At 68.6% G+C, this 13,346-nt stretch carries 12 protein-coding genes and 1 pseudogene; 1 reads left to right on the top strand and 12 read right to left on the bottom strand.

Features of this window, described 5'->3' with window-relative positions:
• Window positions 1–2: 2 nt before the first annotated feature.
• Genes clpB through dnaK form a run of 5 tightly spaced genes read right to left on the bottom strand, consistent with a single transcriptional unit; the run spans window position 3 to window position 6,226 of the window.
• The gene (clpB, locus tag L942_RS14955) at window positions 3–2,627 is read right to left on the bottom strand and encodes an ATP-dependent chaperone ClpB (protein ID WP_037360294.1); all 2,625 of its coding nucleotides are present in this window, start codon (window positions 2,625–2,627) and stop codon (window positions 3–5) included.
• 2 nt (window positions 2,628–2,629) lie between these two features.
• Window positions 2,630–2,941: a chaperone modulator CbpM gene (locus tag L942_RS14950; protein ID WP_051165970.1), complete on the bottom strand. Its 312-nt coding sequence runs from the start codon at window positions 2,939–2,941 to the stop codon at window positions 2,630–2,632.
• Window positions 2,938–3,855 carry a DnaJ C-terminal domain-containing protein gene (locus L942_RS14945; RefSeq protein ID WP_037360292.1) on the bottom strand — a complete coding sequence of 306 codons (918 nt, stop codon included), beginning with the start codon at window positions 3,853–3,855 and terminating at the stop codon, window positions 2,938–2,940. Before L942_RS14945 ends, L942_RS14950 begins: the two co-directional genes overlap by 4 nt.
• Window positions 3,855–4,340, bottom strand: coding sequence for a nucleotide exchange factor GrpE (locus L942_RS14940; RefSeq protein ID WP_081655070.1), 486 nt, complete (start codon window positions 4,338–4,340; stop codon window positions 3,855–3,857). The genes L942_RS14945 and L942_RS14940 overlap by 1 nt, the downstream gene beginning before the upstream one ends.
• 5 nt (window positions 4,341–4,345) lie before the next feature.
• Window positions 4,346–6,226, bottom strand: a complete 1,881-nt coding sequence (dnaK, locus tag L942_RS14935) for a molecular chaperone DnaK (RefSeq protein WP_037360289.1) — start codon at window positions 6,224–6,226, stop codon at window positions 4,346–4,348.
• 187 nt (window positions 6,227–6,413) lie between these two features.
• Between dnaK and L942_RS14930 the strand changes: the two genes are divergently transcribed.
• On the top strand, window positions 6,414–6,626 hold the full coding sequence (locus L942_RS14930) for a hypothetical protein (RefSeq protein ID WP_037360287.1): 213 nt from the start codon (window positions 6,414–6,416) through the stop codon (window positions 6,624–6,626).
• A gap of 35 nt (window positions 6,627–6,661) precedes the next feature.
• On the opposite strand, the gene L942_RS14925 is transcribed toward L942_RS14930, so the two are convergent.
• The 7 genes and pseudogenes from L942_RS14925 to L942_RS14895 form a co-directional block, all read right to left on the bottom strand.
• The gene (locus tag L942_RS14925; RefSeq protein ID WP_235079134.1) at window positions 6,662–7,420 is read right to left on the bottom strand and encodes a glycoside hydrolase family 75 protein; all 759 of its coding nucleotides are present in this window, start codon (window positions 7,418–7,420) and stop codon (window positions 6,662–6,664) included.
• Between the two features lie 392 nt (window positions 7,421–7,812).
• Window positions 7,813–8,031 (bottom strand): annotated as a pseudogene (locus tag L942_RS45390) (hypothetical protein); the annotation flags it as partial.
• 69 nt (window positions 8,032–8,100) lie between these two features.
• Window positions 8,101–9,003 (bottom strand): NADP-dependent oxidoreductase, encoded by a 903-nt coding sequence (locus L942_RS14915; RefSeq protein ID WP_037360279.1) that lies wholly within the window; start codon window positions 9,001–9,003, stop codon window positions 8,101–8,103.
• A gap of 195 nt (window positions 9,004–9,198) precedes the next feature.
• Entirely contained in the window at window positions 9,199–9,915 is a 717-nt protein-coding gene (locus tag L942_RS14910) for a TetR/AcrR family transcriptional regulator (RefSeq protein WP_037360276.1), read from the bottom strand.
• Between the two features lie 204 nt (window positions 9,916–10,119).
• Window positions 10,120–11,718, bottom strand: coding sequence for an ABC-F family ATP-binding cassette domain-containing protein (locus L942_RS14905; protein WP_037360274.1), 1,599 nt, complete (start codon window positions 11,716–11,718; stop codon window positions 10,120–10,122).
• Between the two features lie 270 nt (window positions 11,719–11,988).
• Window positions 11,989–12,405, bottom strand: a complete 417-nt coding sequence (locus L942_RS14900; protein ID WP_037360271.1) for a Dabb family protein — start codon at window positions 12,403–12,405, stop codon at window positions 11,989–11,991.
• Between the two features lie 12 nt (window positions 12,406–12,417).
• Entirely contained in the window at window positions 12,418–13,260 is an 843-nt protein-coding gene (locus L942_RS14895) for an SDR family oxidoreductase (protein WP_037360268.1), read from the bottom strand.
• Window positions 13,261–13,346: the final 86 nt, after the last annotated feature.

Genomic DNA, 13,346 nt, shown 5'->3' with positions numbered 1-13,346 from the left:
GCTCATGCCGCCGCCTCGCGGTCCCGGCAGGTCACGGTGAGCACGCCGTCGTCCAAGCCGACCTCGACGACCGTGTTGTCGTGCGCTTCGCCGCCGAGCAGCGCGCGCCCGATCCGGGTCTCGACCTCGCGGGCGAGGAACCGCCGCAGCGGCCGCGCGCCGTACACCGGGTCGAAGCCCTGCTCCGCGATGAACCGCAGCGCTTTGTCGGACACTTCCAGGGTCATGTTCTGCTCGGCCAGCCGCTTGCGCAGCTCGCCCAGCATCAGCTCGACGACCCGTTCGATCTCCGGCAGCGTCAACGGTTTGAACAGCACGATGTCGTCGATGCGGTTGAGGAACTCCGGCCGGAAATGCCCGCGCAGCGCCGCCATCACCTCCTCGCGCGCGGACTCGGTGATCTCGCCCTCGTCGTTCACCCCCTCGATCAGGAAATGCGCGCCGATGTTGGACGTCATGATGATCACCGTGTTGCGGAAATCGACCGTGCGGCCCTGCGCGTCGGTCAGCCGCCCGTCGTCGAGCACCTGCAGCAGCGTGTTGAACACGTCTGCGTGCGCCTTCTCGATCTCGTCGAACAGCACCACCGAATACGGCTTCCGCCGCACGGCTTCGGTCAGCTGCCCGCCCTCGTCGTAGCCGACATACCCGGGCGGCGCGCCGACCAGCCGCGACACCGTGTGCCGCTCCTGGTACTCGCTCATGTCGATCCGGACGATGTTGTCCTCGGTGTCGAACAAATCCGCCGCCAGCGCCTTCGCCAGCTCGGTCTTGCCGACCCCGGTCGGGCCCAGGAACAGGAACGACCCGATCGGCCGGCGCGGGTCCTTGATCCGCGACCGCGCCCGGATGATCGCGTCCGCGACCAGCCGCACCGCCTCGTCCTGCCCGATCACCCGCTCGTGCAGCAATTCGTCCAGGCGCAGCAGCTTCTCCCGCTCGCCCTCCTGCAGCCGGCTGACCGGAATCCCGGTCCAGCGCGACACGACCGCCGCGATCTCCTCCTCGGTCACGACCTCGCGCAGCAACCGGGTGCCCGCCTGCCGCGTCGCGAGCAGTTCCTCCTCGCCCTCCAGCCTGCGCTCCAGCTCGGGGAGCTTGCCGTGGCGCAATTCGGCGGCCTTGTTCAGGTCGTAGGCCCGCTCGGCCGCGTCGGCGTCCCGGCTGACCTGCTCGATCTCCTCCCGCAGCGCCTGCACCTTGTGCAGCGCGGACCGTTCGGCCTCCCATTGGGTCCGCATCCCGCCGGCCTCGGCCCGCAGATCGACCAGCTCCCGGCGCAGCTCCTCCAGCCGGGACTTGCTCGCCGCGTCGGTTTCCTTCGCCAGCGCGGCTTCCTCGATCTCGGTGCGGGTCAGCCGCCGGCTCAGCTCGTCCAGCTCGGCGGGCATCGAATCGATCTCCGTGCGCAGCATCGCGCACGCCTCGTCCACCAGGTCGATCGCCTTGTCCGGCAGGAACCGGTCCGAAATGTAGCGATGGCTCAGCACCACCGCCGCGACCAGCGCGCTGTCCTGGATCTTCACGCCGTGAAACACCTCGAGCCGCTCGCGCAGCCCGCGCAGGATCGAGATCGCGTCCTCGACCGACGGCTCGTCCACCAGGACCGGCTGGAACCGGCGCTCCAGCGCGGCGTCCTTCTCGATGTACTTGCGGTACTCGTCCGCCGTCGTCGCGCCGATCATGTGCAGTTCGCCGCGCGCCAGCATGGGTTTGAGCATGTTGCCCGCGTCCATCGCACCTTCGGTCGCTCCCGCGCCCACGACGGTGTGCAACTCGTCGACGAACAGCAGGATCCGGCCCTCGGCCGCGGTCACCTCGGTGAGCACGGCCTTCAACCGCTCCTCGAACTCGCCCCGGTACTTCGCGCCCGCGACCAGCGCGCCGAGGTCGAGCGAGAACACCGTCTTGCCTTTGAGCCCTTCCGGCACGTCGCCGCGGTCGATGCGCTGCGCGAGCCCTTCGACGATCGCGGTCTTGCCCACGCCCGGATCGCCGGTCAGCACCGGGTTGTTCTTCGTTTTGCGCGAAAGGATCTGGATCACCCGGCGGATCTCCGCGTCGCGCCCGATGACCGGGTCCAGCTTCCCCGCCGCCGCGTCCGCGACGAGATCGCGACCGTACTTTTCCAAAGCCTCGTAAGCCGATTCCGGCGTCGCCGACGTCACCCGCTGATTCCCCCGCACCTTCCGCAGCACCTCCAGGAACTTGTCCCGCGTCAGCCCCTGTGCTCGCAAGAGCCGTCCCGCCGCGCTGGAGCTGCCTTCCTCCAGCAGCGCCGCGACGAGGTGCTCGACGGACACGTAATCGTCTTTGAGCCGGCCCGCTTCGCGATCGGCCGCGTCGAGCACCCGGGCCAGGCGGGCGGTCACCCGGGTTTCGCCGGGCGCGACCCCGGGTCCGCTCACCTTGGGACGCCGGGCGAGTTCCGCTTCCAGGTCCTGCCGGAGGCGGGCCGGGTCCGCGCCCGCCTCGTCCAGCAGCCGGGACGCCAGCCCGTCGGGCTGGTCGAGCAACGCGAGCAGCAGGTGCTCACCGTCGACCTCCGGCTGGCCGTACCGCAGCGCAGCGGTCTGCGCGTCGTGCAGTGCTTCCTGGGATTTTTGGGTGAGCCGGTTGGGATCCATGGTCAGTCTCCGCTGCGTCGGGATCGGGTACGGAGGTCCGCTTCGAGTTCCGCGATGCGGTCGAGCAGGTCAGCGACCAGGCCGACCGCGGCGTAGTTCAGCGAGAACCCGGCGCGCAGCCGCTGGATCCGGGCCGCCGCGGCCACCTGCGCCACCGGATACCACCAGTCGCCGCGGGCGTCCTCGACCGGTTCCAGCAGGCCCAGCACGGTGAACCGGCGGACCAGCTCCGGGTGCAGGCCGGTCGCGTGCGCGAACGTCGGCAGGTCCAGATGCGCCGCGGCGGGGCGGCGGCGCACGAGCGCGTAGGTCATCCCGGCCTCCTCGGGTTGTGGTCGGTCGCCGCGGCCAGGTCCTCGTAGAGCTTGCGCTGCTCGTCGGTGAGTTCCTTGGGGACGACGATCTTGACCGCGGCGTACAGATCGCCGGGCTTTCCCCGGGTGTTCGGAATGCCTCGCCCGCGCAACCGCAGCTTCCGCCCGCTCGAGGTTCCCGGCGCGATCTTCAGCTTCGCCTCGCCGCCGCCGGGGAGATCCATCGCGACGGTCGCGCCCAGCGCCGCTTCCGAGGGCAGCAACGGAAGATCCACCGTGACGTCCCGGCCGTCGACCTGATAACGCTTGTCCGGCACCAGATGCACCACCAGGTACAGGTCGCCGCGCGGCGCGCCTTCGCCGCTGCCGTAACCGCCTTGCCCGGCCAGCCGGATGCGTTTGCCGTTGCTCACCCCGGCCGGGATGTGCACGTCCACCGTGCGCGAGCCTTCCGGACCGTCGAGGGTGAACGAACGCCGTCCGCCGTGGTAGGCCTCGCTCAGGCTGATCTCGATTCCGGCTTCCTGATCGGCACCCGGAATCGGGCCGCGCTGACGGCCGAATCCGCCGCCGAACATGCCGCCGAAGAGGTCCTCGAAGTCGACCCCTTCCGCGCTCCGGAAGCCGGAGAATCCTCCGGAGCCCGCCTTGGCCCGGGCGTAGGTCTCCGGGTCCATGTCCGGCGGAACCTGCCGGAAGTCCTTGCCGAACGCGTCGTAGCGCTTGCGCTTCTCCGGTTCGGACAGCACGTCGTATGCCTCGGAGACGGCTTTGAACTTCTCCTCCGCCCCCGGATCCTTGTTCACGTCCGGGTGGTACTTGCGGGCGAGTTTGCGATACGCCTTCTGGATCTCGTCCTGGCTCGCCGTCCGGGAGACGCCGAGCAGCTGGTAAAAGTCCTCGCTGTCGCTCATCAATCCGCCTTCGCGACCACGACCGCCGCGGGCCGCAGCTGGTTCTCGGCATCGCCGTACCCCGGGCGCACGACCTCGACCACCGTGCCCGGCTCGACGCCGACCGCCGGAACGACCGACACCGCTTCGTGCAGCTGCGGATCGAACGGGGTCCCGTGGTCGTCCCCGTGCCGGGGGAAACCGAGGTTGGCCATCGCCTGGTCCGCCTGCGCGCGCACCGCTTCGACCCCGGAGACGACGGCTTTGGGGTCCGCCTCGGCGTGCCCGATGGCCAGGTCCAGATTGTCGAGCACGGTCAGCAGTTCCTTGGCCGCTCGTTTGCGTTCCTGGTGCCGCACCTGCAAGGTGTCGCGCACGGTGCGCTTGCGGAGGTTGTCCAGATCGGCCATCGCGGTGCGCCAGTTGTTCTCCAGTTCGGCGACCCGGGACTGGAGCCAAGCCACGTCGGGGGTGTCTTCCGGTTCCGTCTCCTGCGTGTTCTCCATGGCGGTCAGGAGGTGGTGAATTCGGCGTCGACGACGTCGTCACCGTCGTCGTTCCCCGCCGAACGCGCACCCGGCGAGTCGCCGGCGGCGGACGCGACCGCGGACAGACCGTGGAACAGCTGCTGCAGTTCCGAGGTCGTCGAACGCAGCTTCTCCAGGCTCGGTTCGTCCTGCTTGAGGAGGTCGCGGGCATCCACGGCGAGGTTCTCCGCGCGCGCCTTTTCGTTGACCGGCACCGCGTCGCCGAGTTCGGCGATGCTTTTCTCCACCTGGTAGACGGCGCTGTCCAGAGTGTTGCGCGCCTCGACGATCTCGCGCAGCTTGGCGTCCTCGGCCCGGTGCGCCTCGGCGTCGGCGACCATGCGGTCCACCTCCGCGGAGTCCAGATTGGAGCTTTCGGAGATGGTGATGGTCTGCTCCCGGCCGGAATTGGTGTCCTTGGCCGAGACGTTGAGAATGCCGTTGGCGTCGATGTCGTAGGTGACCTCGATCTGCGGCACCCCGCGCGGGGCCGGCGGGATGTTCTCCAGCCGGAACCGGCCGAGCACGCGGTTGTCCGCGGCCTTCTCGCGCTCGCCCTGCAGCACGACGATGTCCGCCGCGGCCTGGTTGTCCTCCGCGGTGGAGAAGGTTTCCTTGCGCCGGGCCGGGATCGTGGTGTTGCGCTCGATGACCTTGGTCATCACGCCGCCCATCGTCTCGATGCCGAGCGAAAGCGGGGTGACGTCCAGCAGCAGGACGTCCTTGGCCTCGCCCTTGATGATGGCCGCCTGGATCGCCGCGCCGAGGGCGACGACCTCGTCCGGGTTGACCGTCATGTTCGGGTCTTTGCCGCCGGTCATCCGCCGCACCAGCGCCTGCACCGCCGGGATCCGCGTCGAACCGCCGACCAGGATCACCTCGTCGATGTCGTTCGCGGTCAGCTTCGCGTCGGCCAGCGCGCGCTCCACCGGCACCTTGCAGCGCTCGACGAGGTCCGCGGTGATCTGGTCGAACGTCGACCGCATCAGCGTCGTGTTCAGGTGTTTCGGCCCGGACGCGTCCGCGGTGATGAAGGGCAGGTTGATCGTGGTCTGGGCGACCGAAGACAGCTCTTCCTTCGCCTTGGACCCGGCCTCGAACAACCGCTGCAGCGCCTGCGGATCCGCGCGCAGGTCGATGCCGTTCTCGCGCTCGAACTGGTCCGCGAGATGGTCGACGACCCGGCGGTCGAAGTCGTCGCCGCCCAGATGCGTGTCGCCTGCGGTGGACCGGACCTCGACCACGCCGTCGCCGATGTCCAGCACGCTGACGTCGAACGTGCCGCCGCCGAGGTCGAACACCAGCACCGTCTCGTGCTGCTTCTTGTCCAGCCCGTAAGCCAGCGCCGCTGCGGTCGGCTCGTTGATGATCCGCAGCACTTCGAGCCCGGCGATGCGGCCCGCGTCCTTCGTCGCCTGCCGCTGCGCGTCGTTGAAGTAGGCCGGAACCGTGATGACGGCCTCGGTGACCTTCTCCCCCAGGAACTTCGACGCGTCGTCCACGAGCTTGCGCAGCACCAGCGCCGAAACCTCCTCCGGCGCGTATTTCTTGCCGTGCACGTCGAACCGCACCGCGTCGTCCGGCCCCGGCACGACGTCGTAGGAAACCGCGTCGATCTCGCTGGCCACCTCGTCGAACCGGCGGCCGATGAACCGCTTCGCCGACGAGATCGTGCCCTTCGGATTCATGATCGCCTGCCGCCGCGCGAGCTGCCCGACCAGCCGCTCGCCGGAATCGGTGTAGGCGACCACCGACGGGGTCGTCCGCGCGCCGTCCGCATTGGCGATCACCTCGGGCTGGCCGCCCTCCAGCACCGCGATGACCGAGTTGGTCGTCCCCAGGTCGATGCCCACCGCTTTGGCCACGACGCCGTTCCTTTCTCGGGCTATTCCCGGCCCGAAAACCTCCGGACCGGACGAGTTCGAGGTCTGGTGTACTGGAGCGGGAAAGGGCCGTCAAACCGGAATAATCTCCAGACATGCGTTTTCCTGCGCGCTTGCCGGGCGATTGTGGGAGGTGCCAAAGAATATTGTTGTGCGACACAATCGAGGGGTGATCGAATTGCTCGCGGCGGGTGTGTCAGCCGAGGCCGGCGGCGTCGTCTTCGGCTCCGGCCGCGCTGCCTGCGCCAAGCCCGGAGCAGGCCGAGAGACGATCTCTCCGCCGCGCCTGCCGGTGCGGAAATTGCGCGATGCCCCGGCGAGCTGGCCGCACCCGGCGAACCCCGGAAACGCCGAATGCGGTCACCGCCGGCTTCGGCAGTGACCGCATTCGTTGGTCAGATAAATACTTTCCGGGAACTAGATTCCCATGCTCGCGCCGAGACTGTCCAGCGCCTTGTTGACCATGCCCTGAGCGTTGGCGTTCAGAGTGGAGTTCGTCCCGTTCACGACCCAGTCCGAGCCGGAGAAGATCACCACGGTCACGCCGTTGTCCACGCCGCCGTCAGTGCCGCTGCTGTTGATGCCGAGCAGCGAAGCCGCCTTCACCGACGCCTCGCCCAATTCGCGCGAGTCGTTGTCCGAGGTGTCCTGGCCGTTGGCCGTCTGCGTGTCGCCGAAGATCGCGCCGATGACCTTGCTCTTGTAGAACATCAACGCGAACTGCCGGCCGCTGATGCCGTGTTCCTTGTAGAAGAAATGCGGGCACGGGCTCTTCTTGTCGTAGCAGTCGTCGCCGAGGACGTAGAACGGCACGTGGTGCGCGCCGAGGTATTTTCCGTTGCTGTCCTTGAAAGTCGTCGTGCCCTGGTGGTCGGGATCGGGGTCGGGGTCGCTGCCGTCGGTGTCGACGGCCAGCCCGGAACCGTAGGCGTAGACGCCCTTGGCGACCTGGTAGACGTTGACGTCCTTGGCCCGCGTCATGGTGTTGATGTGCGGTTTGGAGTTGACCTTGTTCGCGTCCGTGCTGTTCTTCTTCACACCGGCCAGCACCTGCGCGGCCGTATAGGACTTGGCGGTGGCGGCGGCGGTTTCCGCGTGCGCGGAATTGACCGCGAGCGGCACGGCGAGCGCCAGAGCGGCGCCGACCACCGCGAAACGCCTACGGGAGGATGACATGACCGGGCGACCTCCAGCCTTCATTAGGAAAACTTCCTAACATAGTGAACCATCCGTGACCGGCCGCTGTCACGAGGTGAACCGGAGAAAATCGGCGACGGGACCCTGGCGCTGGGAGTCTGCGCGAAGCGGCTCCCGCTGACCGGAACGACGGCCGCCTGAATGTCCACGAACACTCGGACAAAACAGGCAGATTCCGGGAGGGTTCGGTACGACATAAGGATCAAGCCGGAGAACACAGTGCCCGCCAGGACCAGATCGACTACCGACAGGAACGCCCGTAGCGAGCTAACGCCCAGCGTGTTCGCGGGATAGGAGGCGAGGAAGGCCGCAGGCACCCCAGTCCCGGTGACGCCGGGGCAGGTACGCCGCGCCGCGGACCCGATCGAGGATCACCCGCAGCACCAGCGGATGGGGCGGCGCAGCGTTCGATAGCCACAAAGGCGGCGATGAGCACAACGCGCGCGAGCACCGGCGAACGCGATCGCCGCGATGATCAGGTTCGCGTAGAGGCACCACCGCCACGACAGGCCCTGCGTGAGGACGCCGCCCAGCAGCAATCCCACTGCCCCGCCCGCGCCGGAGATCGCGCCGCATACGCCGAACGCGCGACCGCGTTCCTTGGCGTCGTCGGCGAAAGGTCAGGATTCATGAAGTTCTCTCGCTGGAGTGCGGGCCCGTCAACCGGGCAGAAGGACGAGCTTTCCGCGTACACGGCCCGATTCGCCGACCCGGTGCGCTTCCGCGACGTCGGCCAGCGGGAAGGTCTGTCCGACTGGCAGGGTGAACTTCCCGACTTCGATCAGCTCGCCGAGTTGAGCTAGCACGTACAACGCGTGTCCGCCGTCGCCGCGGCTGAACCGCACGCCGTACTGCTCGGCACCGGCGAAATCGGCGACGGTGAGGACGTGCTCCGGGCCGCCCGCGAGCTGAATCAGCTCCGGCAGAATCCCGCTTCCGGCGACGTCCAGCGCCCGGTCGACACCGTCGGGTGCGAGCGCACGGACGCGGTCTGACATCCCCGGTCCGTACGCAACAGGTTCCGCACCGAGCGAGCGCAGAAAGTCATGGGTGGCAAGGCTTCCCGTGCCGATCACCAGGGTGCCGCGAGCCACGGCGAGCTGAACCGCAGCACTGCCGACGCTGCCGGAAGCACCGTTGATGAGCAGAGTCGCGCCGCTTTCGACACCGAGCTGATCGAGCGCACGCGCAGCGGTCTCAGCCGCAGCGGGCAGTGCGGCTGCTGCGGCGAAGCTGAGCGACGGCGGGATGGGCGCGTAGCAGGACAGCACGGTCAATTCCGCTTGTGCGCCACCGGAAGCAGCGAACCCGAACACGCGGTCTCCGCGCAGGACATCCGTGACGCCCTCGCCGAGTTCGTCCACGACGCCCGCCGCTTCGTACCCCATGGTCTGCGGGAGTTCCTGGTCCATCAGGCCCTGGCGCTTCTTCCAGTCGCTGGCGTTGATTCCCGCGGCGCGCACGGAGATCCGGACCTCGCCGGGGCCCGGATGCGGATCCGGCACGTCGACGAGTTCGAGAACTTCCGGGCCGCCGAAGCGGCTGAACCGGACCGATTTCACGAGGTGCTCCCTTCTCGGGGAGGGGCGAAGAGGCCAGGCACGGGAAATCGGGACCCGCCAGGACTTGAACGAACACTGTTCTACCAACGAACAGCGTTCTTGTCAACGCGCGAGGCGCTCCGGCAGGGGCGGAATGACGGGATTTCGGCTGAGCGCCGGGTGGCAAGAACGCTGACCCCAGCAGTGGAGGATCGCTTATCGGCGGGCCAGACCGTCGAGCATCACCTCGAGGGTGAAGTCGAACCGGTCATGGCCCTCGCCGGCCGTCAGCTGAGCGGCATGACTCGCGGTGTACGGAAATTCCTCGGCGGGCAGCGACGCGAGCCGCCGCCGCATCTCGTCTCGGCCGACCACCCAGACGGCATCCTTTTCCGCCACCCGCCGACGCACGATCGACGTCTCGAGACAGTAGGCGGCCACGTAGAGCAGCAGCGAATCCACGCCCCAAGCCGCGGCCTGGGCCGGGACGCCGCCGTTCCGCAGGATGGCCAGCATTCCCTCGGTGAGCCGCGCGGTGTCGAGGTCGGTGGGCGCCACCGCGAACGCGGCGCCGGAGATCCCGGGGTAGGCCAGATACAGGTCGCGCAACTGGACGCACACCTCGCGAATCTGCGCACGCCATTTCGCCGCCTCCGGCTTCGGCACGACGATTTTCGCGCTCAACCGCGCGATGAGCAGCTCGTCGAGGTCGGTTTTGTTGACCACGTGCGCGTAAAGCGAGGCGGGGCCAGTGTTGAGGGCGTCGGCCACGCGGCGCATGGACAACGCCTCATACCCCTCGGCGGCGATGATCCCCAGCGCGGCGTCGACAACCTGCTCGACGGTGATCGGCACCGTGCGCCGCCGGGGTTTCGGGCTGGCTCCGGGTTTCGGCGGCTGATGCCGTGCCGCACGCCGTTCCTTGGGGTCCACGCGCCCACCCTATCCTGGCCGTTCGTTGAACGAACACTGTTCGCCCGGGAACCGCTCGGCTGGCCGCCGAAGTCCAGCGACGGCAACACCACACCACTGTCGCCGAACAATGCGGCGCGGAATGACCGGCCTAATCCTGCTAGCCGGAGCCGCCGCCCGGTGCACGAGATCCGGAGCGACGGCTGAGCACCCCGCGGACGACCCCTACCCCGCCTCGACCTCCTCCACCGCCGAGCCGAGCCGCACCCATCTCGTCGCACCGATCGTGTGCAGGAACGGGAGGTCGTGGCTGACCACGATCAGCGCGCCCGCGTACGACTTCAGCGCCTGTGACAGCTGCCGGACACTGGCGAGGTCCAGGTTGTTCGTCGGTTCGTCCAGCAGCAGCAATTGCGGTGCCGGTTCGGCCAGGAGCAGCGTCGCCAATGTCGCCCGGAAACGTTCGCCGCCGGAAAGGCTTCCGGCTGGCTGGTCGGCTCGGCCGCCGCGCAGCAAGAACCGGGCGAGGTGGGCACGGATCTCGTTGTCCGACGCGGAGGGGGCCGCCCGCGCCACGTTCTGCGCCGCCGACACCGTGTCGTCCAGGAGGTCTAGCCGTTGCGGCAGCCAGCGCACCGGCACCGGGACCTGGACCGCTCCGGAGCGCGGCTCGATCGCCCCGGCGATCGTCTCCAGCAGCGTGGTCTTGCCGGAACCGTTCGGTCCCACCAGCGCGATCCGTTCCGGTCCGCGCAGCGCGAGGTTCACCGCGAGGCCGTTCCGAAGCTCCACATCGGACAGGGTGAGCACTTCTTTTCCGGACGGCACCGAGGTGTCCGGAAGATCGATCCGGATCTCGGCATCGGCGCGAACCGCTTCCTCCGCCTCCTTCACCCGGTCCTTCGCCTCCGCCACCTTGTCGAGGTGCAGCGTGCGGTGCTTGCCCGCGGCGATTTCCGCGTCCTCCTGCCGTTTGCGCATCCGCACCTTGGGCTCGCGCTTGTTTTCCCACTGCTTCCGGCCGTACCGGGCCCGCCGATCCAGTTTCGTCCGCGCCTCGATCAGCTCCCGCTTCTGCCGTTTCAGATCCGACTCCGCGGCCCGCAGCATCCGCGCGGCCGCTTCCTGCTGGACGGCCACCGCCGCCTCGTAATCCTCCAGATTGCCGCCATAGAAGGTCATCTCCCCGGACCGGAGCTCTCCGATCCGGTCGACGTGGCGCAGCAGCTCACGGTCGTGAGATACCAGCACCAGCACTCCTTTCCACGCCCGGACCGCCTCGCCGACCAGCCGCCGGGCCCGCAGGTCCAGGTTGTTGGTCGGTTCGTCGAGCACGAGCACGTCCGGCTGCCGCAGAAACTGCGCGGCGAGGCCGAGCAGGATCAGTTCGCCGCCGGACAGCTCTCCCGCCCGGACGTCGAGGGCGACGTGCGCGAGGCCGAACTGGTCGAGGATCGCGCGGGTGCGTTCCTCGACGTCCCACTGCTCGCCGACGGTCGCGAAATGGCGTTCGTCGGCTTCCCCGCGTTCGATCGCGTCGAGTGCCGCTCGGACGTCGGCCAGGCCGAGCACCTGGTCGACGCGGCGTTCGGCGGCGAGGGCCAGGTTCTGCGGCAGGTAGCCGAGTTCGCCGGACACGCTGATCGAGCCGGCCGCCGGACGCAGTTCGCCGGCGACCAGGCGGAGAAGGGTGGATTTCCCGGACCCGTTCCGGCCGATCAAGCCGGTGCGGCCCTCGCCGATCGCCAGCGAGAACCGGTCGAAGACAACGTCGCCGTCCGGCCAGGCGAAGCTGAGGTCCGAGCACAAAATGGACGAAGACACAGGCGTACCTCCCCGTTCGCGATGGACAAGAACGCGGAGACACCGCGCGGGCACACCCAGGTACGGGACGGATTGCCGTCATCCGAGGCCAGACGCGCGCGACGGGCGGAAGAAACCCGGGATCGCGGTGTCCATACACCTCAGAAGATCAAGGCACCTCTCCGATGAACGGCAGCAACTGACCGCAGCATACGCACCGAGCCGGGCGGCACGCGACCGAATTAACCGCGGCGGGGCGCGGTTCCCGGAAGAGACCGCGCCCGTTGTCTGTCAGTTGCCGTGTTTCCCCGGTGCCGCGCTGCCGGTGTACTCGGCGAGGCCGGAGATGAGGTCCGCGATGTCCGGCACGTTCTCGAACCGGCTCCGGTGCACCTCGGCGATCTTGGCGCCGATCTCCGGGTCCGGGTCGTCGGTGATGTCGGACGACACGAACTCCCGCACCAGCGGAAGCCCGACCCGGTCCAGTTCCAAGTGCGCGGGATGGTTCAGGTACTCCGCGTACCCCTCGATGTCCTCGATCACCAATACGGTGCCCAGCTCGTACTTGCCGCCGAAATCGGCGCCGACGATCCGTGTCCTGACGGCCGGGATCGCCGCGAACAGCTCGTGCATTTTCGCGACGACAGCGGCCTTTTCCTCCGGCGTGACCTCAGGCTTGAGCGCGAACCGGATGCTGTGGTAAATCATCGGAATTGCCTTTCAGAAGGCCGCGAACGCGGCGGCGTAGTCGTGGGCGAAATCGGTGAGGTCACGGGCCGGGCGTCCGGTGAGGTCAGCGACCGAGTCGTGCACCTCGGCGGCCTCGCCCCGGGAATAGTGCGCGTAGTCCTCGACCAGGCCGCTGATCTGCCACGACGGGAGCAGCCCGGTCAGCGCGGCGGCGAACTGGTCGGCGGGCGCGTCGCGGAAGACGATGTCCCGTCCGGTGGCGGAGGAGAGTGCTTCGGCGATCTGGGCGTGGGTCACCGCGCGCGGGCCGGTGAGGGTATAGGTGCGGCCGGAGTGCCCGGTGGTGGTCAGTACCGCAGCGGCGGCGGCTGAGATATCTCTGGTGTCGATCGCGCTGACGGGCGCGTCGCCGATGGGCGCGGCGAGGAAGCCTTGCGCGACGGTGGCGGAGAAGTTGAGCAGCGCCTGCAGGTAGAGGTTGGGGCGGAGCACGGTGTAGTCGAGCCCGAGCTTCTCGACGTGCGCCTCGACTTCGGCGTGCCAGCGCAGGAACCGCACCGGCGAATCGGCGCGGGCGGCGTACTGGGAGAGCAGCACGAGCCGGCCGACCCCGGCGTCGCGCGCCAGGTTCGCGAACTGGATCTGCAGCTCGGCGGCGTCCGGCGCGGACGGGCTGTTGAGGAAGACCGCGTCGACCCCCTTCAGCGCCACGGCGATCGAGGCCGGGTCCCGCAGGTCGGCGACCACGGTCTCCACCCCGTCGAGCGGGCGGCCCCGCGTCATCGCGCGGACGGTGCTGCCGCGGGCTTGCAGAGCGGGAATCAGCGCGGACCCGACGGTTCCGGTCGCGCCGGTGACGAGCACAGTGTCCATTGTGGAACTTCCTTTCCTCGGCTGGCCTGCCCCACCATCGCCGGGAAGCCCGCTCGCTCGCGTCGGTGACAATCGCCTACTTCGCC

The sequence above is a fragment of the Amycolatopsis orientalis DSM 43388 genome (assembly GCF_000411975.1).
Lineage (GTDB): Bacteria > Actinomycetota > Actinomycetes > Mycobacteriales > Pseudonocardiaceae > Amycolatopsis > Amycolatopsis orientalis_D.
The sequence above is the reverse complement of the archived record's forward strand: the minus strand, read 5'-3'. Positions and strand labels throughout refer to the sequence as shown.

Excerpts from the sequence above, each read along its gene's own strand:
- L942_RS14895 (WP_037360268.1), bottom strand. The coding sequence starts at position 13,260 with ATGGACACTGTGCTCGTCACCGGCGCGACCGGAACCGTCGGGTCCGCG.
- L942_RS14925 (WP_235079134.1), bottom strand. The coding sequence starts at position 7,420 with ATGTCATCCTCCCGTAGGCGTTTCGCGGTGGTCGGCGCCGCTCTGGCG.
- L942_RS14945 (WP_037360292.1), bottom strand. The coding sequence starts at position 3,855 with ATGAGCGACAGCGAGGACTTTTACCAGCTGCTCGGCGTCTCCCGGACG.
- L942_RS14900 (WP_037360271.1), bottom strand. The coding sequence starts at position 12,405 with ATGATTTACCACAGCATCCGGTTCGCGCTCAAGCCTGAGGTCACGCCG.
- clpB (WP_037360294.1), bottom strand. The coding sequence starts at position 2,627 with ATGGATCCCAACCGGCTCACCCAAAAATCCCAGGAAGCACTGCACGAC.
- L942_RS14940 (WP_081655070.1), bottom strand. The coding sequence starts at position 4,340 with ATGGAGAACACGCAGGAGACGGAACCGGAAGACACCCCCGACGTGGCT.
- L942_RS14950 (WP_051165970.1), bottom strand. The coding sequence starts at position 2,941 with ATGACCTACGCGCTCGTGCGCCGCCGCCCCGCCGCGGCGCATCTGGAC.